At 58.7% G+C, this 18,622-nt stretch carries 19 protein-coding genes; 11 read left to right on the top strand and 8 right to left on the bottom strand.

Annotated elements, in window-relative coordinates:
* Positions 1-11 precede the first annotated feature (11 nt).
* The 5 genes from V6936_RS09990 to V6936_RS09970 all read left to right on the top strand — a co-directional run bounded on the left by V6936_RS09990 (position 12) and on the right by V6936_RS09970 (position 5,232).
* Positions 12-1,454 carry an aldehyde dehydrogenase family protein gene (locus V6936_RS09990; protein ID WP_003803636.1) on the top strand — a complete coding sequence of 481 codons (1,443 nt, stop codon included), beginning with the start codon at positions 12-14 and terminating at the stop codon, positions 1,452-1,454.
* Between the two features lie 142 nt (positions 1,455-1,596).
* Complete coding sequence (locus V6936_RS09985; RefSeq protein WP_336579806.1) at positions 1,597-2,355, top strand: SDR family oxidoreductase; 759 nt, start codon at positions 1,597-1,599, stop codon at positions 2,353-2,355.
* A gap of 80 nt (positions 2,356-2,435) precedes the next feature.
* A complete protein-coding gene (gene mog, locus V6936_RS09980; RefSeq protein WP_003803632.1) occupies positions 2,436-3,065 on the top strand; it encodes a molybdopterin adenylyltransferase in 630 nt (209 codons plus the stop codon).
* Positions 3,066-3,146: 81 nt separating this feature from the next.
* Positions 3,147-4,211 carry a class II fructose-bisphosphate aldolase gene (fba, locus tag V6936_RS09975; protein WP_003803631.1) on the top strand — a complete coding sequence of 355 codons (1,065 nt, stop codon included), beginning with the start codon at positions 3,147-3,149 and terminating at the stop codon, positions 4,209-4,211.
* 139 nt (positions 4,212-4,350) lie between these two features.
* The gene (locus tag V6936_RS09970; RefSeq protein WP_003803629.1) at positions 4,351-5,232 is read left to right on the top strand and encodes a phosphoribosylaminoimidazolesuccinocarboxamide synthase; all 882 of its coding nucleotides are present in this window, start codon (positions 4,351-4,353) and stop codon (positions 5,230-5,232) included.
* A gap of 30 nt (positions 5,233-5,262) precedes the next feature.
* On the opposite strand, the gene V6936_RS09965 is transcribed toward V6936_RS09970, so the two are convergent.
* Positions 5,263-5,421, bottom strand: coding sequence for a hypothetical protein (locus V6936_RS09965; RefSeq protein WP_157784356.1), 159 nt, complete (start codon positions 5,419-5,421; stop codon positions 5,263-5,265).
* Positions 5,422-5,474: 53 nt separating this feature from the next.
* Here V6936_RS09965 and purE point away from each other — a divergent pair, with 53 nt between their 5' ends.
* From purE to V6936_RS09950, 3 genes are read left to right on the top strand one after another with little or no spacing between them, the layout of a single operon-like run.
* Positions 5,475-5,987, top strand: a complete 513-nt coding sequence (gene purE / locus V6936_RS09960; RefSeq protein WP_003803624.1) for a 5-(carboxyamino)imidazole ribonucleotide mutase — start codon at positions 5,475-5,477, stop codon at positions 5,985-5,987.
* A 15-nt stretch (positions 5,988-6,002) separates the two neighbouring features.
* Complete coding sequence (locus V6936_RS09955; protein WP_426345830.1) at positions 6,003-7,184, top strand: 5-(carboxyamino)imidazole ribonucleotide synthase; 1,182 nt, start codon at positions 6,003-6,005, stop codon at positions 7,182-7,184.
* Positions 7,177-8,205: an L-threonylcarbamoyladenylate synthase gene (locus tag V6936_RS09950; protein WP_240208989.1), complete on the top strand. Its 1,029-nt coding sequence runs from the start codon at positions 7,177-7,179 to the stop codon at positions 8,203-8,205. Before V6936_RS09955 ends, V6936_RS09950 begins: the two co-directional genes overlap by 8 nt.
* 36 nt (positions 8,206-8,241) lie before the next feature.
* Here V6936_RS09950 and V6936_RS09945 read toward each other — a convergent pair whose 3' ends face one another.
* Positions 8,242-9,081, bottom strand: a complete 840-nt coding sequence (locus V6936_RS09945; RefSeq protein ID WP_240208990.1) for an alpha/beta fold hydrolase — start codon at positions 9,079-9,081, stop codon at positions 8,242-8,244.
* A gap of 218 nt (positions 9,082-9,299) precedes the next feature.
* Between V6936_RS09945 and V6936_RS09940 the strand changes: the two genes are divergently transcribed.
* Entirely contained in the window at positions 9,300-9,746 is a 447-nt protein-coding gene (locus V6936_RS09940) for a MaoC family dehydratase (RefSeq protein WP_039943847.1), read from the top strand.
* A gap of 208 nt (positions 9,747-9,954) precedes the next feature.
* On the opposite strand, the gene V6936_RS09935 is transcribed toward V6936_RS09940, so the two are convergent.
* Positions 9,955-11,148, bottom strand: a complete 1,194-nt coding sequence (locus V6936_RS09935) for an acyl-CoA dehydrogenase (RefSeq protein WP_003803610.1) — start codon at positions 11,146-11,148, stop codon at positions 9,955-9,957.
* 290 nt (positions 11,149-11,438) lie between these two features.
* Here V6936_RS09935 and V6936_RS09930 point away from each other — a divergent pair, with 290 nt between their 5' ends.
* The gene (locus tag V6936_RS09930) at positions 11,439-12,320 is read left to right on the top strand and encodes a LysR substrate-binding domain-containing protein (RefSeq protein WP_003803608.1); all 882 of its coding nucleotides are present in this window, start codon (positions 11,439-11,441) and stop codon (positions 12,318-12,320) included.
* Positions 12,317-14,062, top strand: a complete 1,746-nt coding sequence (gene ggt / locus V6936_RS09925) for a gamma-glutamyltransferase (RefSeq protein WP_336579804.1) — start codon at positions 12,317-12,319, stop codon at positions 14,060-14,062. The genes V6936_RS09930 and ggt overlap by 4 nt, the downstream gene beginning before the upstream one ends.
* A 306-nt stretch (positions 14,063-14,368) precedes the next feature.
* Here ggt and purU read toward each other — a convergent pair whose 3' ends face one another.
* The 5 genes from purU to V6936_RS09900 all read right to left on the bottom strand — a co-directional run bounded on the left by purU (position 14,369) and on the right by V6936_RS09900 (position 18,317).
* Positions 14,369-15,223, bottom strand: coding sequence for a formyltetrahydrofolate deformylase (purU, locus tag V6936_RS09920; protein ID WP_201024875.1), 855 nt, complete (start codon positions 15,221-15,223; stop codon positions 14,369-14,371).
* 25 nt (positions 15,224-15,248) lie between these two features.
* Positions 15,249-16,364: an NAD(P)/FAD-dependent oxidoreductase gene (locus tag V6936_RS09915; RefSeq protein WP_336579803.1), complete on the bottom strand. Its 1,116-nt coding sequence runs from the start codon at positions 16,362-16,364 to the stop codon at positions 15,249-15,251.
* An 87-nt stretch (positions 16,365-16,451) separates the two neighbouring features.
* On the bottom strand, positions 16,452-16,964 hold the full coding sequence (locus V6936_RS09910; protein ID WP_336579802.1) for a flavin reductase family protein: 513 nt from the start codon (positions 16,962-16,964) through the stop codon (positions 16,452-16,454).
* Positions 16,965-17,003: 39 nt separating this feature from the next.
* Positions 17,004-17,636, bottom strand: a complete 633-nt coding sequence (pdxH, locus tag V6936_RS09905; RefSeq protein WP_003803601.1) for a pyridoxamine 5'-phosphate oxidase — start codon at positions 17,634-17,636, stop codon at positions 17,004-17,006.
* A gap of 9 nt (positions 17,637-17,645) precedes the next feature.
* Positions 17,646-18,317 (bottom strand): gamma-glutamylcyclotransferase, encoded by a 672-nt coding sequence (locus V6936_RS09900; protein ID WP_003803600.1) that lies wholly within the window; start codon positions 18,315-18,317, stop codon positions 17,646-17,648.
* Between the last annotated feature and the right edge of the window lie 305 nt (positions 18,318-18,622).

Genomic DNA, 18,622 nt, shown 5'->3' with positions numbered 1-18,622 from the left:
TGGAGGCGGTCATGGAGTGTCGCAATTGGATTGACGGACAGCAACTTGGCGCGGAGGGCGGTGGTTTGCTACCGGTGATCGACCCCTCCACAGGCGAAACCTTTGCCCGACTGGCGCAATCATCCGCGGTGGATATTGATTGGGCCGTGCAGGCCGCCAGGCGTGCCAGTCAGGGGACGTGGCGCCGCCTGAGCGCAGCGCAGCGCAGTCAGTTATTGCTGCGTTGTGCCCGAACCCTGTCCGATGCTCGCGAGGAGTTGGCGCGGCTGGAGTCGCGGGATACGGGCAAGCCTTTGCGCCAGGCCCAGTCCGATGCTGACGCCATTGTCCGCTATTTCGAGTTTTATGCGGGTGCGGTGGACAAGCTGCACGGTCAAACCATTCCCTTGGGTTGGGAAATGACGGCCTTTACGTTGCGCGAGCCCTTGGGCGTCACAGCGCATATCATTCCCTGGAATTACCCCCTGCAGATCTTTGGACGCAGTGTGGCGGCCTCCCTGGCCGCAGGTAATACCTGCGTGGTGAAGCCGGCTGAAGATGCCAGTCTTTCTTTGCTGCGCGTGGCGGAGTTGTTGCACGAGGCGGGCTTGCCTGCCGGAGTGCTGAATATTTGTACGGGCCTGGGCAGTGAGGCCGGACAGGCCCTGGCCGCGCATCCTGATATCAACCATATTTCCTTTACGGGCTCTCCTGCCACGGGCCGTCAGGTGGCCTTGCAGGCCGCGCAGAATTTTGTGCCTGTCACGCTGGAGCTGGGCGGCAAATCGCCGCAGATCGTATTTTCAGATGCGGATCTGGACGCGGCCCTGCCGGTTATTGTCAATGCGATTGTGCAGAACGCAGGCCAAACCTGCTCGGCAGGCAGCCGTGTATTGATTCAGCGTGCGATTTATAGTGACTTTACGGAACGTCTGGCTGAAAGCTTCAAGGCCTTGTTGACGGGGGCAGCGAGCGACAATCTGGATTGCGGCCCTCTGATCAGCGCGCAGCAGCAAGCTCGGGTGCGTTCTTATCTGGAGAATCTGGATGAGGATGGCATTGTGGTGCTGGCGAAAGGCAAGCTGGACTCCAAGGCCCCGACGGGTGGTTTCTATCAAGTGCCTGTCTTGCTCGATCACGTGCCTGTCCAACATCGTCTGGCCCAGGAGGAGATTTTCGGACCAGTCCTGATTGCCCAACCTTTCGGTACGGAGCAGGAGGCCATCACCCTGGCCAATGGCACGCCTTACAGCCTGGTGGCGGGGGTCTGGACACGCGATGGTGCGCGTCAGATCCGCATGGCCAGACAACTACGGGCCGGCCAGGTCTTTGTGAACAATTATGGCGCTGCAGGCGGGGTAGAACTGCCGTTTGGCGGTACCGGACAGTCTGGTATTGGCCGAGAGAAGGGGTTTGAAGCGCTGTACGCCCTGACCAGCCTGAAAACGGTTGCGCTACGTCATGCCCCTGCTTGATGCCAGAGAATGTAGGGGTTAGCGCGGCTGTGGTGTTGGGGGTTTTCTGGCAGCATGGCATTTGAACGCTAAAACAGCATTTCTTTAGGGCGGCATCGAGCCGCCCTTTTTATGGAAATAAAAATAACAGAAGGAGACAAACATGCGATTGCAAGACAAGGTGGCCATCGTGACCGGTGGCGCATCGGGCTTTGGCCTGGGTATCGCACAGCGCTTTGCACGTGAAGGTGCGCGCGTGCTGATTGCCGACTTGAATGTGGAGCAGGGGCGGGCGGCAGCGGCCCAGATTCAGGCGACGGGCGGGCAAGTCATTTTTGCCGCTTGCGATGTGTCACAAGGGGACGAGGTTCAGGCCTTGCTCGATATTGCGCTGCGCGAGTGCGGCGGGCTGCATATCGTGGTGAACAATGCGGGCACCACGCATCGCAACAAGCCTTTGCTGGAAGTGAGCGAAAGTGAGTTCGATCTGGTGTATGCCGTCAATGTGAAAAGCATTTACTGGACAGCGAAACATTTTGTGCCCTATCTGCGGGCTCAGGGTTCAGGTTCCTTCATTAATATCGCTTCGACGGCGGCCTTGCGTCCGCGCCCCGGACTGGTCTGGTACAACGGCACCAAAGGCGCGGTGGTTACCATCAGCAAAGGCATGGCGGCCGAGTTGGGGCCAGACAATATCCGCGTGAATTGTGTCAATCCGGTGATTGGGGACACCGCCTTGCTGGAACAGTTCATGGGCATGCCCGATACGCCGGAAAATCGCAGCCGTTTTCTGGCGGGAATTCCACTGGGGCGTTTTTGCACACCCAAGGATGTGGCGGCGGCGGCTCTGTATCTCGCCTCCGACGAGGCTGAGTTCATTACCGGCACCTGCATCGAGGTAGACGGCGGCCGTTGTATTTAAGCCCCACTGTGATTCGTTACAATCGTGCTGTTGGCAGGCCCGTTCAGGGCCTGTAGTTTATTTCGCTTCCAAGGAAAAGCATGACATTCAATCGACAGTCTCCCCGCGAGCATCCGGATCAGTTGCGTATCGGCTTGGTGTCGGTGTCGGACCGCGCCTCCAGCGGACAGTACCAGGATGAAGGCATTCCCGCGCTGCGTCGCTGGCTTGACAGCGCCTTGACGGTAGCGCCGGCCTATCTGGAGCGACTGATTCCCGATGAGCGAGCCCTGATTACCGCTACCTTGGTCGAGCTGGTGGAAGCCGGTTGCGATCTGGTTTTGACTACGGGTGGCACCGGCCCGGCTCGTCGCGACGTGACCCCGGAGGCGACTCTGGATGCAGGAACACGCGAAATGCCCGGATTCGGTGAACAGATGCGCCAAATCAGTTTAAAATTCGTACCAACAGCGATTTTGTCGCGGCAAGTTGCGGTGATCCGAGAAATTCAGGACCACGCTGCTCTGATTATCAATCTGCCTGGGCAGCCCAAAGCCATTCAGGAAACACTGGAAGGATTACGGGATTCAGAAACCGGTCACGTATTGGTTCCCGGTATTTTTGCAGCCGTCCCGTATTGCATCGACCTGATTGGCGGACCTTACGCACAAACGCATGAGCAGGTGGTGCAAGCGTTCCGCCCCAAGTCGGCGCGTCGGAGCGCCCGTTAACAGGCTCAACCAACAATGGGCTGGACACAGACTGTGTCCAGTCAAGTTTTTCACTTATTTTAGTCTTCAGGAGGTCTTCTCATGGCCCTAGTTTCCATGCGCCAGCTGCTCGATCATGCGGCCGAGCACGGTTATGGTATTCCAGCGTTCAACGTCAATAACCTGGAGCAGGTCCAGGCCATTATGGAAGCCGCCTCGGAGACGGATAGCCCCGTCATCATGCAAGCCTCGGCGGGCGCCCGCAAATATGCCGGCGAGGCTTTTTTGCGTCACCTGATCGAAGCGGCTGTCGAGTCCTACCCCCACATCCCCGTGGTGATGCACCAGGACCACGGTCAGTCGCCCGAAATCTGCAAGGGCGCCATTGAACTGGGTTTCTCCAGCGTGATGATGGACGGCTCCTTGCTGCCTGACGGCAAAACCATTGCCGACTTTGAATACAACGTGGAAGTGACCCGCAAAGTGGTCGATATGGCTCACAAGCTGGGCGTGACCGTAGAAGGCGAACTGGGCTGCCTGGGCTCTCTGGAAACCATGCAAGGTGACAAGGAAGACGGTCACGGTGCAGATGGTGTCCTGACCCTGGATCAGTTGCTGACGGACCCCGAGCAGGCGGCTGAGTTTGTGAGCCGCACGCAACTGGACGCGCTGGCGATTGCCATTGGTACCAGCCACGGCGCTTACAAGTTCACCCGCAAGCCTACCGGCGATATTCTGTCCATCGAGCGTGTGAAAGAAATCCACCGTCGTCTGCCCAACACCCACCTGGTGATGCATGGCAGCTCCAGTGTGCCTCAGGAACTGCTGGCTGAAATCCGCCAGTTCGGAGGCAACATGAAAGAGACGTACGGCGTGCCCGTTGAGGAAATTCAGGAAGCCATCAAGTACGGCGTGCGCAAGGTCAATATCGACACCGATATCCGTCTGGCGATGACGGCTGCCATCCGTCGCTTCCTGTTTGAAAACCCAGAAAAATTCGACCCGCGCGAATATCTGAAACCTGCTCGTGAAGCGGCCAAAAAAGTGTGTGTGGCCCGTTACCAGCAGTTCGGCGCCGCGGGTCAGGCATCCAAGATCAAGGCCATTCCTTTGCAGGAAATTGCCCGCCAGTACAGCACCGGCGAGCTGTCTCAGATCGTTCAGTAATTATGTCAGGCGAAGCCGGCGTGGGCAGCACGACTGCCTGCCCCGTTCTTCGCGTCTTTGCCCGGTGCCGCAGGCGCCGGGATTGTCGTCCCGCCTGCATCCATAGTCAGCGGGATGTTTTCGTTTTAAGGATGAAATCGTGCAAGAGCCCTTACATCAATCCAGCCTGAGCTCCCTGCCCTTGCTGGCGCGTGGCAAAGTTCGGGACATGTATGCGGTGGGTGAGGACAAGTTGTTGATTGTGGCCAGTGATCGCATTTCGGCATTCGATGTGATTCTGGACGACCCCATTCCTGGCAAGGGCGCTGTCTTGACGCAGATGACCGAGTTCTGGCTGAACAAGCTGGCACACATCATCCCCAACCATACGACTGGCGTTAACCCGGTCGATGTCGTGGCGCCTGAAGAGCGCGCGCAGGTCGAAGGTCGCTCCATGGTGGTCAAGCGCCTCAAACCCATCATGGTGGAAGCCGTGGCCCGTGGTTATCTGATCGGTTCGGGCTGGAAGGATTACCAGGCAACCGGCGCTGTGTGCGGCATTACCTTGCCTGCTGGCCTGAAGCAGGCCGCCAAGCTGCCTCATGTGCTGTTCACCCCGGCCGCCAAAGCAGAAATGGGCTCGCACGACGAGAACGTGGATTTCGCTCACGTGGTCAAGGAAGTCGGACAGGAGTTGGCCGAGCAAATCCGCGATGTGACCCTGCGTTTGTACACGGAAGCCGCCGATTACGCGGCCAGCCGTGGCATCTTGATTGCCGATACCAAGTTCGAGTTTGGCCTGGACGAGCAGGGCCAGCTGCATTTGATGGACGAAGTGCTGACCCCCGATTCCTCGCGATTCTGGCCTGCTGACAGCTATGCCGAAGGCATCAGCCCCCCATCCTACGACAAGCAATTCGTGCGTGACTGGCTGGAAACCCAGGTTTGGGACAAGACGCCACCCGCTCCTCGTTTGCCTGCTGAAGTAGCCCAGCGTACCGCTGAGAAATACCGCGAAGCACTGGAGCGCCTGACAGCGTGAACGGTGTGCAGCCCGGACAGGTGCTCGCCGTCAGCGAGCCGCCTCATCGTCATCAGCAGGGTGGTGAACGACGACAGCTCGTTGGACGACGCTGCGATGAGGAGCCGGGCTCTGGGGACGGGCCAGGGGCACCGTACAGCCTGCCCCGTCTGAAAACCCATCATTGGATGGGCCCTGCTGTTTTTCCATTTACCAAGGCGCCTGGCAGCATGGCGCCTTCTTCCTTTTAGGGCGTATCTCTGATGAGCGTACAAACTCCTGTAGCCCCTGTGGTGGGCATTGTGATGGGCTCCTCCAGCGACTGGGAGGTCATGAGCCAGGCCGTCGCCATTCTGGACGAATTTGGCGTGTCTCATGAATGCCGCGTGGTCTCTGCCCACCGCATGCCCATCGATATGGTGGATTACGGTGCCCAGGCGCCCGCCCGTGGCCTGAAAGCCATTATTGCGGGTGCTGGTGGCGCGGCCCACTTGCCTGGCATGTTGGCTGCCCTGACACACCTGCCTGTCTTTGGGGTTCCCGTGCCGTCGCGTTACTTGCGCGGCGAGGATTCCCTCTTGTCGATTGTGCAAATGCCCAAAGGCGTGCCGGTTGCCACCTTTGCGATTGGCGAGGCCGGTGCCGCCAATGCCGCCTTGCATGTGATTGCCAATCTGGCCGTCAACGATGCGGTGCTGACTGAAAAACTGATTGCGTACCGTGCCCGCCAGACCGAGGCTGCCCGCGCTATGCGTGTCCCTCCTGTTACTGCCTGATTTTATTTTGTGATGATGACCCCCATGAATGATGCTGCCCTTCTGGTTCCTGGCTCCTGGCTGGGCATGATTGGAGGCGGCCAACTAGGCCGCATGTTCTGCCATAGCGCCCAAAGCCTCGGTTACAAGGTGGCCGTGCTCGACCCGGACACCCATAGCCCGGCCGGTGCGGTCGCGGATCTGCATATTTGCGCAGCCTACGATGATGCGCAAGCATTGGTTCAACTGGGGGAGCTGTGTCAGGCCGTCAGTACCGAATTTGAAAACGTGCCTGCACAGTCCCTGCTGACCCTGGCTCAACATACACGGGTCACGCCTTCGGGTGATGCCGTGGGCATTGTGCAGGATCGCATTCGTGAAAAGGCCTTTATTTCGCAGGCCGGTGTGCCGGTGGCCCCCTATGCCGCCATTGAAAGCCTGGATGATTTGCACGTCGCTGACAGCGCCTTGTTCCCCGGCATTCTGAAGACGGCGCGCTTTGGTTACGACGGCAAGGGGCAGGCACGGGTGGCAGACCGCGATCAGGCCTTGGCCGCCTTCCAGGAATTTGGCTCTCAGGCCTGTGTGCTGGAGGCCCTGCAGCCCCTGAAGTCTGAGATTTCGGTGGTGCTCGCCCGTGGTCTGGACGATCAGGTCAAAACCTTTCCGTGTGCCCGCAATGAGCATCGCGATGGCATTTTGGCCGTGTCCACGATCAGCGCCCAGTTCCAGGACGATGCTCTGTCCGAACAGGCTCGTCAGGCGGCCGCCGCGATTGCCCGCACGCTCAATTACGTGGGCGTGTTGTGCGTGGAGTTCTTTATTCTGGAAGATGGCCGCTTGCTGGCCAATGAAGTGGCCCCTCGTCCGCACAATAGCGGCCACTACACCATGAATGCCTGCGTCACCAGCCAGTTTGAACAGCAGGCCAGGGTGATGGCGGCTCTGCCCCTGGGTGACACGAGCGCCTTGTGTCCGTCCATGATGCTCAATATCCTGGGCGATATCTGGTTTGATGAACACAGTCAGATGCGTGAGCCGGATTGGGCCGCCTTGCTGGCGGTGCCGGGTGTGTCCTTGCACTTGTACGGCAAAGCTGAGGCGCGTGTTGGCCGCAAGATGGGGCACGTCAATATTGTGGGGGCATCGGATGAGCAAGTGCGCGAGCGCACTGCCCGTGCCGCTGCCGCGTTGCGCATTGCATTTGATCATGACTGATACCACCACCCCTGGCCCTTCCGAGCAGCAGATAGAGCAAGCCGCCCATGTACTGGCACAAGGGGGGCTGGTGGCCTTTCCGACCGAGACGGTGTATGGCTTGGGCGCGGACGCGGAGAACCCGGCCGCCGTGCAATTGATCTACAAGGCCAAGGGCCGTCCTGCCAATCATCCTCTGATTGTGCATGTGGCCCCTGGCGCCGATCTGCGTTATTGGGTGAAAGATATCCCCGCGGTTGCGCAACAATTGATCGACGCCTTCTGGCCCGGTCCTTTGACGCTGATCTTGCCGCGTAATCCGGCTATTCCGGATACGGTCAGTGGCGGTCAAAGCAGCATTGGTATTCGTTGTCCTTCCCATCCGGTGGCTCAGGCTCTGCTCAAGCGCATGGCGGAACTCAAGCCCAGCGGTCAGGCCGGTGTGGCGGCGCCTTCGGCCAACAAGTTTGGACAGGTATCGCCCACAGCGGCCAGCCATGTACGCGATGAGTTCGTGGATATGGGGCCAGATCAGTTGCTGATTGTGGAAGCGGGCCCTTCAGAAGTGGGGATTGAATCCACCATCGTGGATGTGTCGCGAACCCACCAAGGCGTAGGTGCCGTGCTGTTGCGTCCAGGTCATATTACCGCCGCCATGATTGCCGAGGTCATTGGCTACGAACCGGCCAGCCCCGATCAACAGGCTCCACAGGTGTCGGGCAGCTTGAAAGCGCATTATGCGCCGCGTACCCCTTTGTCTTTATTTGATGAAGACAGTGTGCCTGCGGTGCAGGCTGCTTTGGTTCAAGGAGGCAAGCAGGCCATTGTGGCTTTTGCCGCTATGCCTCCTTTTCTGGCTGATGTACATGACTGGTATGTCTGCAGTTCGGATGCCCAGGCTTATGCCCAGGACCTCTATGCCATGCTGCGTCGTCTGGACCAAGGCCAGTACCAGCATATCTGGGTGCAGCGTTGCCCGGATACGCCAGACTGGCAGGCAGTCAATGACCGCCTGGGTCGAGCAGCCGCGGCCTTTGAGTAAATCAGCCGCGGATGACTGCAGAGGGTTGTGAGTTCCTCAGGAACTGGGAGAGTCTGCTGTTGAGCGGGCTGTTTGCTGCAAAAACTCCGCAATCGCCTGGTTGACCTGCGTTTCCTTGTCCCGGTAGGGCAGGTGGCCACATTGCTCCAGCTCCAGCAGCTCGGTGTGAGGCACCAGCTGCTTGATGCGCCGGATTTGCTCCAGCGTGCCATATTCATCATCGACCCCCTGAATCGCCAGGACCGGACACGGAATCCGGCTGACCTCCTGTTCAATGTTCCAGTCGCGGAACTCGGGCTCCGTCCAGGTTGCGTTCCAGCCCCAGAAGGCAGATTCCACGTCATCGTGATAGCGTGCCAGACGTTCACGCAAAAATCCTTGTTCATAGGCTTCACGGGCCACCAAAATGCCACGCAAGGAAATATCTTCCACAAACAGGTGGGGGGCCATCACGACGATACCTTGCAGTTTCTCGCCAAAACCACTGGCTGCCAACAGGGCAATTGAGCCTCCGTCACTGTGACCCACCAGTACAATCGGCCGTTTCTGGCCGTCCTCGCCCAGGTGCTGGAGCAGTTGAGGCAGGACATCCAGGGCCTGCTCATGCAGGTAGTCGGGGCTTTTGGGGCGGTTGTCGGGGCGCGGAGTGCTGCGGCCATAGCCATAGCGTGAGTACATCAGGCCACTACAGCCAGTATGCTCACACAACTGCGCTGGCCAGTTCTTCCACATGGCAATGGAGCCCAGCCCTTCATGCAGGAATACCAGTAGCGGGGCAGTTTCCCGTTCTGGGTAAATGCGTTGATATTCCAGTTCAATGGCTTGTGTGCCTTGAGTCAGACTCGCAAATTGCAAAGATGAATCCAGTGTTGTCATAGCCGTGTGATCTTCAGATGCCCTGAACCGACCGGGCGCAAAGGTAATCGGAAAACCCTCTTTATGCCATAGATTGAGGTCGGGCGCACAGGCAGGCCAATGCGGGTCCTTGATGTGGACATTTTGCCGCTGTTTATGGCTGCTTCGGCTGCGATGCTGCAAATTCTGGCAGAGATGGTAGAGTGGCGATCTCGATCTTTTTTTTGTTGCGCCACAACATGAAATTTGCTGAATTTGAAGTGGGCATGCTGATTAAGCATCCACTCGTACCGGTAACGCGCGAAGAGATGCTGGATTTTGCCCGCAAGTACGATCCGCAGTCTTTTCACATTGATGAAAATCAGGCTGAACAAGGCCATTGGGGCGGCCTGATTGCCAGCGGCTGGCTGACCTGTGCTAAAGCCATGCGTATGGCAGTGGATACGAGCCTGCATGACTCTGAATCCTTTGGGTCGCCCGGGGTGGAGCGTCTGCGTTGGGTCTTGCCCGTGCGGGCGGGAGACTCCATTCGTCTGGAAGCCACGGTTGCATCCAAACGGGTGTCCAGCAGCCGTTCGGATCTGGGCATCATCCGCTGGAACTGGAATGTATTTAACCAGCGCGATGAACTGGTGCTGGAGCTGGATGCGACCAGCATGTTTGAACTGAAGCCTTCACAAGAATAATAAATAGCGTCACGGCGGTGACGCGACTCTCTCGCGAGACAAATCTTCACACCTTGTTAGGGATGGACAGCCCCTTGTTGGGGATGCTTTTTGCAGCTGGGCCCCTTGTTCGTCCGTGCAGCGGCGGTTTGTAATGGGGTATGAAATCGCCCGCGCCCAACCTCCCAAAGAGGCAGGGGCAAGCCGTCTTGCCCCTGTTGGCTTCGGTTTAAAAGAAAGCCTGAATTCCGGTTTGTGCGCGACCCAGTATCAGGGCGTGCACGTCGTGCGTGCCTTCGTAGGTATTGACGACCTCCAGATTGACCAGATGGCGGGCGATGCCGAACTCGTCGGAGATGCCGTTGCCGCCCAGCATGTCGCGTGCCAGACGAGCGATGTCCAGCGCCTTGCCGCAGGAGTTGCGCTTCATGATGGAGGTGATCTCGACTGCTGCCGTGCCTTCGTCTTTCATTCGACCCAGACGCAGGCAGCCTTGCAGTGCGAGAGTGATCTCGGTTTGCATATCGGCCAGCTTTTTCTGTATCAGTTGATTGGCAGCCAGTGGACGGCCAAACTGCTTGCGGTCCAAGGTGTACTGACGAGCGGTATGCCAGCAGGATTCGGCGGCGCCCAGAGCGCCCCAGGCAATTCCGTAGCGCGCCGAGTTCAGGCAGGTGAAGGGACCGCGCAAGCCTGAAACATGAGGCAGCATCTGGCTGTCGGAGATTTCCACATCGGCCATGACAATCTCGCCGGTCAGTGAAGCGCGTAAACCTACCTTGCCGTGAATGGCGGGCGTGGACAGGCCTTTCATGCCTTTTTCCAGAATGAAGCCGCGGATCTTGCCGTCGTCTTCACCGCCCACGACTTTGGCCCAGACCACCAGCACATCGGCAATCGGGGAGTTGGTAATCCAGGTTTTGCTGCCGCTCAGGCGATAGCCGCCGTCCACTTTGAGGGCGCGACTTTCCATGGCTCCAGGGTCCGAGCCATGATTGGGCTCGGTCAGCCCAAAGCAACCGATCCATTCACCGCTGGCCAGTCTGGGCAGATATTTCTGTTTCTGCTCCTCGCTGCCAAATTCAAAAATCGGCACCATGACCAAGGAGGACTGCACGCTCATCATGGATCGGTAGCCCGAGTCCACCCGCTCTACTTCGCGGGCAATCAGGCCATAGCTGACATAGTTCAGCCCCGCGCCACCATAGGTATCCGGAATGGTGGCGCCCAGCAGGCCCAGCGACCCCATCTCGGCAAAGATGGCCGGGTCAGTCTGCTCATGGCGGAAGGCCTCCAACACGCGCGGCAGCAGTTTCTCCTGTGCGTAAGCATGGGCCGCATCGCGCACCATACGTTCTTCATCGCTCAACTGCTGGTTCAGCAGCAGGGGGTCGTCCCAATGGAAAGAGGGGTTGGCAGACATAGAGGTACTCCGGGAAAAGCAAATTGGGTCAATCAGGTGGTGCCAGAAAGGCCGCCATCGGTCTGAGAAACAAAAAGAGCGGTTTGAACATCGCTGACCGCAGCCACGAGGAGTCGTGGTGTGCACATTGTTGTGCTCTCAGAAGGCAAGGGGCCGACGATATTCCTGTAAAGTCTCAGCATAGTGTGCATAAAGCGCACAAGGCAATTGATAAAATTGCACAATGTCGTGTGCTGGCGTAACGATGTCGCCGCAGGATAGGTAGCCAGTCAGGAAAAGAGGGGGAGCAAATGAGACAAGGTGTGCCCAGCTTGGGTGCCTTACAGGCCTTTGAGGCCACTGCACGCCTGGGAACCTTTTCCCGTGCCGCGGAAGAACTGTCCTTGACGCATAGCGCTGTGTATCGGCAGGTGAGCGGCCTGGAGCAGCGTCTGGGTGTCACCTTGTTGACGCGGGTGCGGCGGCGTTTGGTCTTGACGGCGGCAGGGCGCGATTATGCGGCGCGCATTCGCCATCATCTGGAGCAGATCGGTAAAGACACATTCAGTCTGATTGCGCGGGCCGGTGTAGGCCGCAACATTCATCTGGCTGTGCTGCCGACCTTGTCCACCGTCTGGCTGATGCCGCGTCTGGCCCGTTTCGCCCAGTGCTACCCCGATATCACGGTCAGCCTGTCGGTTCGTACCACACCGTTTCAGTTCGGGGACCACCCCTTTGATGCTGCTATCTATCATGGGCGGCAGCTCTGGCCGCAAACTGAAGGCATCAAACTGTTTGATGAAGGCGAGCTCGTGCCGGTCTGCTCACCTCATCTTGCAGTCGACGGGAGCTGGCAAAAGTTGGTCCACCTGCATATGTCGACGCGTCCGGATAGCTGGTTACACTGGTATCGGTCTGCGGGTCTGGAGCCTGATCTGCGTGTCAGTTCGGGACCGCGCTACGAGCTGTTCAGCCTGCTTCTGGCTGCCGTGCAGGCTGGGATGGGGATGGCGCTGATGCCACGCTTTCTGATCCAGACCGCGCTGGAGCAGGGCGAATTGCTCATGCCATTCCCCCATGCCATGCCCGTGAGCGAGGCATATTTTTTTAGTTATCCGACCGCCAATCAACCCAGTGAAGCGGTGCTGTTGCTGGAGCAATGGTTGCTGGATCAGGAAAAGGAGAATCCATGAGCGTGTATTGGAAGCCGGCACTGCTGTCGGCGCTTGTAGCTTTGTCGCTGGCCTTGCCCGCGCAGGCCAGTCAAACCGCGAGCCAGCATGCGAACCCGGAAGCCGCCAGCAATGTCATGCAACGTGACAGGCTGGTCACTCAGAAAAGCATGGTGGTGACGGCGCATCCTTTGGCAAGCCGGGCTGGTTTACGTATGCTGGATCAGGGAGGCAGTGCGGTGGATGCGGCTATTGCCGCTCAACTGGTCTTGGGGTTGGTGGAACCCCAGTCGTCCGGTATTGGTGGAGGTGGCTTTGTTTTGCTATTTCAGCCAGAGTCGGGTTTGACGAGTTACGACGGGCGCGAAACCGTGCCTGCCGCCAGCCCTCCGGACCGTTTTGAGCTGGACGGTCAAACCCTGTCTTTCAAGCAGGCAGTCAATAGCGGACGTTCCGTAGGGGTGCCGGGTTTGTTGCGCGCCCTGGAGCTGATGCACAAGGACGGTGGCGTCCTGCCCTGGGCCTCCCTGTTTGAACCGGCCATTGAGCTGGCCGAAGATGGCTTTGAGGTCAGCCCCCGCTTGCACACCTTGATTGCCGACAACCCCGAGCTGGCCGACAAGGCGGCTGCGCGTGCCTATTTTCTGGACGGACAGGGAAGACCATGGCCGGTTGGCCACCGTCTTCGGAACAAGGAGTATGCACAGGTGCTGCGCTTGTTGGCCAGCCAGGGCGCCCAGGCTTTCTATCAAGGGGAACTTGCCCAGGATATGGTGGCTGCTGTTGCCGCCGACCCGATTGCGGGCGACTTGACGGTGTCCGATTTGACGCAATACCGGGCGCTGCGACGTGAGCCCCTCTGTATGGACTGGCAGCAGGTGGCGCTCTGTGGCATGGCACCGCCCAGTTCAGGGGCGATCAGTGTGATGCAGATGCTGGGTATCTTGCAGCACACGCCTATTGCTGACGTGAAGCCGCAATCTGTGGAAGCGATTCATTATTTCTCTGAAGCAGGGCGTCTGGCCTTTGCAGATCGGGATGCCTGGGTTGCTGATCCGGCATTTGTGTCTGTGCCACAGCAGGCTTTGCTGGCACCGGCGTATTTGAAATCCCGTGCCGCCTTGATTCAGCCAGGTCGATCCATGGGTCATGCCCAGCCGGGCAAGCCTTTGGCTGACGCACAAGCCGCCACTGACAACACGCCCGAGTTGCCCTCCACCACGCATCTGTCGGTGGCGGACGCCAAGGGGCAGGTGGTTTCCATGACCACCTCGGTGGAGTCGGCCTTTGGCAGCAAGATCATGGTTCGTGGCTTCTTGCTGAATAATCAGCTGACAGACTTTGCCTTGAACCCCAAGGACGAGATGGGCCGTTTGTCTGTTAATCGGGTTGAACCGGGCAAGCGCCCGCGCAGTTCGATGGCTCCGATGATGGTGATGCAGGATGGGCGTCCTGCGATCGCGCTGGGTTCTCCCGGCGGCAGCGCCATTATTCCCTATGTAGCCCAGGCCCTGACGGGCATGCTGATGTGGAACTTGGATGCTCAAGAAGCCGTCAGCCTGCCGCACTATGGCAGCCGCAATTGGGCGACAGAGCTGGAGGCCGGCACCGCGGTGACGGAACAGGCGCAGGCATTAAGGGCGATGGGGCACGAGGTACGCGAGCAGCCTTTTCCCAGCGGTACGCATGTCATACGCTGGACCCAGGAAGGGCTGGAAGCGGGGGTAGACCCTCGGCGGGAAGGATTGGCGTTAGGGCAGTAGACCGGCGTGGCGGTGCTTGGTCCGAGGTCAATCTGCGGGGAGCCGGGCGAGGCATGGCTCATGATGCATTTGGGGCTGCCGTCCGTCTTGGCGACAGGCCGGTGGTGTTCTGGCACAGAGACTGGTACAGCGAACAGTCTGTCGTTAGCAACGGTCCACAGGACTCATTGACAGAAAGCGAGCAATGTTCTGGCTTTGCCCTCTGAAGCCAATCGGCTGGTCATTAAAAAAGCCCTCAATGCGGTGGATAGAGATCCACGCATTGAGGGCTTTTTATAAGGTTTCTGGCAGGCTTGATCGTGCGGTTTAGCGGAACACGACGGTGCGCTGATCGTTCAACAAAATCCGGTGCTCCACATGGGCGCGTACGGCACGGGCCAGAACCAGAGACTCCACATCGCTACCGATCTGGGTCAGTTCGGCTGGGCTGACAGCGTGGGTTACATGTTCCACGTCCTGCTCAATGATCGGGCCTTCATCCAGATCTGCAGTCACGTAGTGGGCAGTGGCGCCGATAATTTTCACACCACGGGCATGGGCCTGGTGATAAGGACGTGCGCCCTTGAAGCTGGGCAGGAAGCTGTGGTGAATATTGATCGCCCGGCCTGACAGGGACTGACACAGATTGGTGGACAGAATCTGCATATAGCGGGCCAGTACGACCAGATCAATTTTCAGATCACGAGCCAGATCGATGATCTGCTGCTCTTGTTGTGGGCGGGTTTCCGGTGTCACCGGCAGGTGATGGAAAGGAATGCCGTACGAGGAAGCCAGACCGGCGTGGTCCGTGTGGTTGGAGGCCACAGCCGCGATTTCCACAGGCAACTGGCCGCTGTGGGCGCGAAACAGCAGATCGTTCAGGCAGTGGCCCTGGCGGCTGACCAGAATCAGCAGGCGGGCTTTGCGCTGGGCGTCGTAAATATTGGCGTCCATGCTGAATCTTTCAGCAATGGGGGCAAAGCTGGCTTGCAGGGCGCTGACGTCCTGTGTTTCAGGCAGGGAAAACTGGATGCGCAGGAAAAAGCGGTTGGTGGCGGCATCGCCAAACTGCTGTGCTTCAAGAATGTTGCCGTTTTGCTCAAGCAGCCAGCCCGATACGCTGTGGACAATGCCGGTGCGATCCGGGCAGGATAGGGTCAAGATGTAATCGTTCATCGACAGTATTGTAAAGATTTCAGAAAAGTTTTTAAGCTGCCTGGGCCAGAACGTGCTGGCCGTGTTGTGCAATCGCTAAACACGCGGTCAGGCCGGGTGATTCGATGCCGAACAAATTCAGCAAACCCGGGATGCCGTGGGTGGCAGGTCCCGAAAAAACGAAGTCGGCGGCCGCGTGGCCTGCAGGCACAATTTTAGGCCGAATACCGCTGTAGGCGGGGTTCAGGCTGTTATCGGGCAAAGCGGGCCAGTATTCGCGCACGGCGGCATAAAAGGATTGACCGCGTTGCGGGTCCAGGTCGTAGTTTTCATCCTGCACCCACTCCGTGTCAGGGCCAAAGCGGGCCTGACCAGCCAGATCCAGGGTCAGATGCACACCCAGTCCGGCTTTATTGGGCATGGGGTAGATCAGGTGCTTGAAGGGGGAGCGGCCCGCCAATGAAAAATAGCTGCCCTTGCACAGATAGGCCTGGGGAATATGGCTGGGGTCCAGCCCCTCGATATGTCGTGCTGCCATTACCGCGCCCAGTCCGGCCGCATTGATCAGGTGTGTGGTGGTCAGGCTGAAGGGCTCAGCCCCGCCCACGTGAACCTCAAAACCTTGGCCGGGCAGGACCTGCGCACGGATAAAGGGGGTATTGAACACCAATTGTGCGCCGTGGTTCTCTGCATCGCCTTGCAGTGACAGCATGAGGGCATGGGTGTCTACAATGCCGGTCGAGGGCGATAAGAGGGCGGCGCTGCAGCTCAGGGCAGGCTCCAGCGCCTTGGCCTGGGCGGCATCCAGCCACTGCAAGTCGTTTACGCCACAGGCGCTTGCCTGGGCCTGCAGTTTGCGCAAGTCGGCTTCCTGTTCAGCGCTGCCCGCCACAATCAGCTTGCCACAGCGTTGGTGATCGATATGGTGATCCCGGCAATAGTCATACAGCAGGTCTTTGCCTTCGACACACAGCCGGGCCTTCAGGCTGCCCGGGGTGTAGTAAATGCCCGCGTGTATGACTTCCGAATTACGCGAACTGACGCCGTTGCCGATACTGGCGGTTTGCTCGATCAGCAAAACCTCCATGCCTTGCCGGGCCATTTGCCGGGCGCAGGCCAAACCCACGACACCCGCTCCCAGCACTATGCAGTCGACATCGTTTGGCATGATTAATACCTTATTGGCGTAGTAGAGCAAAAGGCGTAGTGTACTCCCGCCCTGAAGCGGCGGGCAGGCGCGTTTTGCAACAGCCCATCACGCCAGGGACGGGGTCAGATCAAAGTCGCCCGCATGGTAGATCAGGGGCTGGTGAGCGCTGCGCTCGCAGTGGGTAACTTCACCGATAAAGATCAGGTGGTCGCCGGCCTCATGGACGGCATAGGGCTTGCATTCGAACCAAGCGCTGCAACGATCGTCGTCCAGCATGGGCAAACCTCGCGGTGAGCGTTTGAGCGGGTGATCCCGAAAGCGCTCAGCGTGCTCTCCCCAGGCAAATCGCTTGGCCAGCGCTAGCTGACTGGCCCCCAAAACGTGAATCACGTAACCGTCACCCTGCACAAAATGCGGCAGGGATTGAGAACGTTTGGCCAATGACCACAAGACCAGAGGCGGGTTCAGAGAGACGGAGTTGAAAGAACTGACGGTCAGGCCAACGGCCTGGCCTGGAACGTCTTTGTTGGCGCCGGTCACGACCGTCACGCCTGTGGCGAAACGGCCGAGTGCCGAACGAAAGAAATCACTATCGAAAGAAGAAGAAAAAACAGTCATTGCATCGAGTCTGACGGGAGGGCACCCCCAAAGGGTACATTACGGAGCCAGTCGGCTCACCTGCCAATCAGATGGGTCCTTGCGGTCGAACACCAGCCTGTCGTGCAGGCGCGAGGCGCGGCCCTGCCAGAATTCGACGTGGTCTGGAGTCAGTCGGAAGCCACCCCAGTGTTCAGGGCGGGCGGGATGTTCACCTAAGCTTTCAGTGTACTGCTTGGCACGTGCATCCAGCTCGGCACGACTGATGGGCTGGCTTTGTGGCGAGGCCCAGGCGCCAATGCGCGAGCCCAGAGGGCGGCTGTGGTAATACTCGTCCGATTCGGCCGCGCTGATACGACTGATACGGCCTTCAAAGCGCACTTGACGCTGCATGGAGGGCCAGAAAAAGGACAGGCTGGCCCATGGGTTGTGGTCCAGCTCCGTACCTTTGCGAGACGTGTAGTTCGTGAAAAACACCAGCCCTTGTTCGTCGTAAGCTTTAAGCAGGACCACACGCGCCGATGGGCGGCCGTCGGCACCTACGGTGGCCAGGGTCATCGCATTGGGTTCAACTTCCTTCAGTTCAATGGCCTGATCCAGCCAGCGTTGGAATTGCTGGCGAGGATCGGCACATAGTTCATCTTCGCTCAGGGAAAAGCGTTCGTACTCGTTACGCAGATCGGCAAGGGACATGGGGCGCTCTTAGGCTTGTTGAGGATTAAGCAGTGCAGTGTGACTCTGTAGCAATTGAACCACTGATTGCAGGCGTTTATCCAGAATTTTAGAGCGTTGCAGCGCCGAGGCGGTTTCCATGACGTATTCAATGCAAGGGCCATTGGTGCCCTGGGCCGAATACACCACTTGTCGCAGTTGCTCGTCGGGCATGCGGGGAACGTAGGCATCGGTCTTGCGATTCATGGTAAAGACCAGTGCACGAATATCGCCCTGGCTGGTGCGGCAGCGCAACCAGCGGGGAATGTATGCCCCGCTGGGCATCTCGCGCAGCCACAGGGCATCGAATACCTTGGGCACGCTTTCAGCAGGAATACGAAACGCCATGCCCCGGCACGATCCGCCCACATCCAGGCCAAACACCAAACCGGGTTGTTCAGGAGTGCCGCGGTTGATCCGTGACCACAGGCACAGCGCCCGGTGATAGCCGCGCAGCAGGGCCTGGCGTTGTTCGGCGAACTCAAAATCGGGACGCCAGATCAGGGAACCGTAGCCATAGACCCATAGGTCCTGCTTTTCACACCACTGCACCTCTTCCAGGGATTGACGCAAAGAGGCGTTGCGCTCTTCGTCGGTCAGGACACGGAAGCTGCACGGTGTGGGTACGGCGGAAGGCGAGGCGGAAATAGAATCGATGTTCACGGCAAAAAAGGGGGAAAGCCAAAATCACAGATGCTTGAAACCTATGACGATTGTAGAACAAGCACAGTCCACTGTAGCGGGCTTTCTCGCTGATAACTAAGGAAAAATACTAATTTGCTTATATGAGTGTTGCTATTTGGCAGGGACCCGTCAAGCCGCCAGGGCATAAGGCCTGTTTCACGGGCTGTGCAGGCGAAATTAGACGTAGAATTATCCATTAGCCTTGGTGCAGACCTTGCTGTTGATGGCCTGGTCGAGCAAGGCAAGAGGGATATGGGGCGCCGCAGGCGCCCCTGCCTTGTGGT

This window comes from Alcaligenes sp. CHO6 (genome assembly GCF_037120595.1).
Lineage (GTDB): Bacteria > Pseudomonadota > Gammaproteobacteria > Burkholderiales > Burkholderiaceae_B > Alcaligenes > Alcaligenes ammonioxydans.
The sequence above is the reverse complement of the archived record's forward strand: the minus strand, read 5'-3'. Positions and strand labels throughout refer to the sequence as shown.

Excerpts from the sequence above, each read along its gene's own strand:
- V6936_RS09990 (WP_003803636.1), top strand. The coding sequence starts at position 12 with ATGGAGTGTCGCAATTGGATTGACGGACAGCAACTTGGCGCGGAGGGC.
- V6936_RS09985 (WP_336579806.1), top strand. The coding sequence starts at position 1,597 with ATGCGATTGCAAGACAAGGTGGCCATCGTGACCGGTGGCGCATCGGGC.
- mog (WP_003803632.1), top strand. The coding sequence starts at position 2,436 with ATGACATTCAATCGACAGTCTCCCCGCGAGCATCCGGATCAGTTGCGT.
- fba (WP_003803631.1), top strand. The coding sequence starts at position 3,147 with ATGGCCCTAGTTTCCATGCGCCAGCTGCTCGATCATGCGGCCGAGCAC.
- V6936_RS09965 (WP_157784356.1), bottom strand. The coding sequence starts at position 5,421 with ATGGAAAAACAGCAGGGCCCATCCAATGATGGGTTTTCAGACGGGGCA.
- purE (WP_003803624.1), top strand. The coding sequence starts at position 5,475 with ATGAGCGTACAAACTCCTGTAGCCCCTGTGGTGGGCATTGTGATGGGC.
- V6936_RS09955 (WP_426345830.1), top strand. The coding sequence starts at position 6,003 with ATGACCCCCATGAATGATGCTGCCCTTCTGGTTCCTGGCTCCTGGCTG.
- V6936_RS09950 (WP_240208989.1), top strand. The coding sequence starts at position 7,177 with ATGACTGATACCACCACCCCTGGCCCTTCCGAGCAGCAGATAGAGCAA.
- V6936_RS09945 (WP_240208990.1), bottom strand. The coding sequence starts at position 9,081 with ATGACAACACTGGATTCATCTTTGCAATTTGCGAGTCTGACTCAAGGC.
- V6936_RS09940 (WP_039943847.1), top strand. The coding sequence starts at position 9,300 with ATGAAATTTGCTGAATTTGAAGTGGGCATGCTGATTAAGCATCCACTC.
- V6936_RS09935 (WP_003803610.1), bottom strand. The coding sequence starts at position 11,148 with ATGTCTGCCAACCCCTCTTTCCATTGGGACGACCCCCTGCTGCTGAAC.
- V6936_RS09930 (WP_003803608.1), top strand. The coding sequence starts at position 11,439 with ATGAGACAAGGTGTGCCCAGCTTGGGTGCCTTACAGGCCTTTGAGGCC.
- ggt (WP_336579804.1), top strand. The coding sequence starts at position 12,317 with ATGAGCGTGTATTGGAAGCCGGCACTGCTGTCGGCGCTTGTAGCTTTG.
- V6936_RS09915 (WP_336579803.1), bottom strand. The coding sequence starts at position 16,364 with ATGCCAAACGATGTCGACTGCATAGTGCTGGGAGCGGGTGTCGTGGGT.
- V6936_RS09910 (WP_336579802.1), bottom strand. The coding sequence starts at position 16,964 with ATGACTGTTTTTTCTTCTTCTTTCGATAGTGATTTCTTTCGTTCGGCA.
- pdxH (WP_003803601.1), bottom strand. The coding sequence starts at position 17,636 with ATGTCCCTTGCCGATCTGCGTAACGAGTACGAACGCTTTTCCCTGAGC.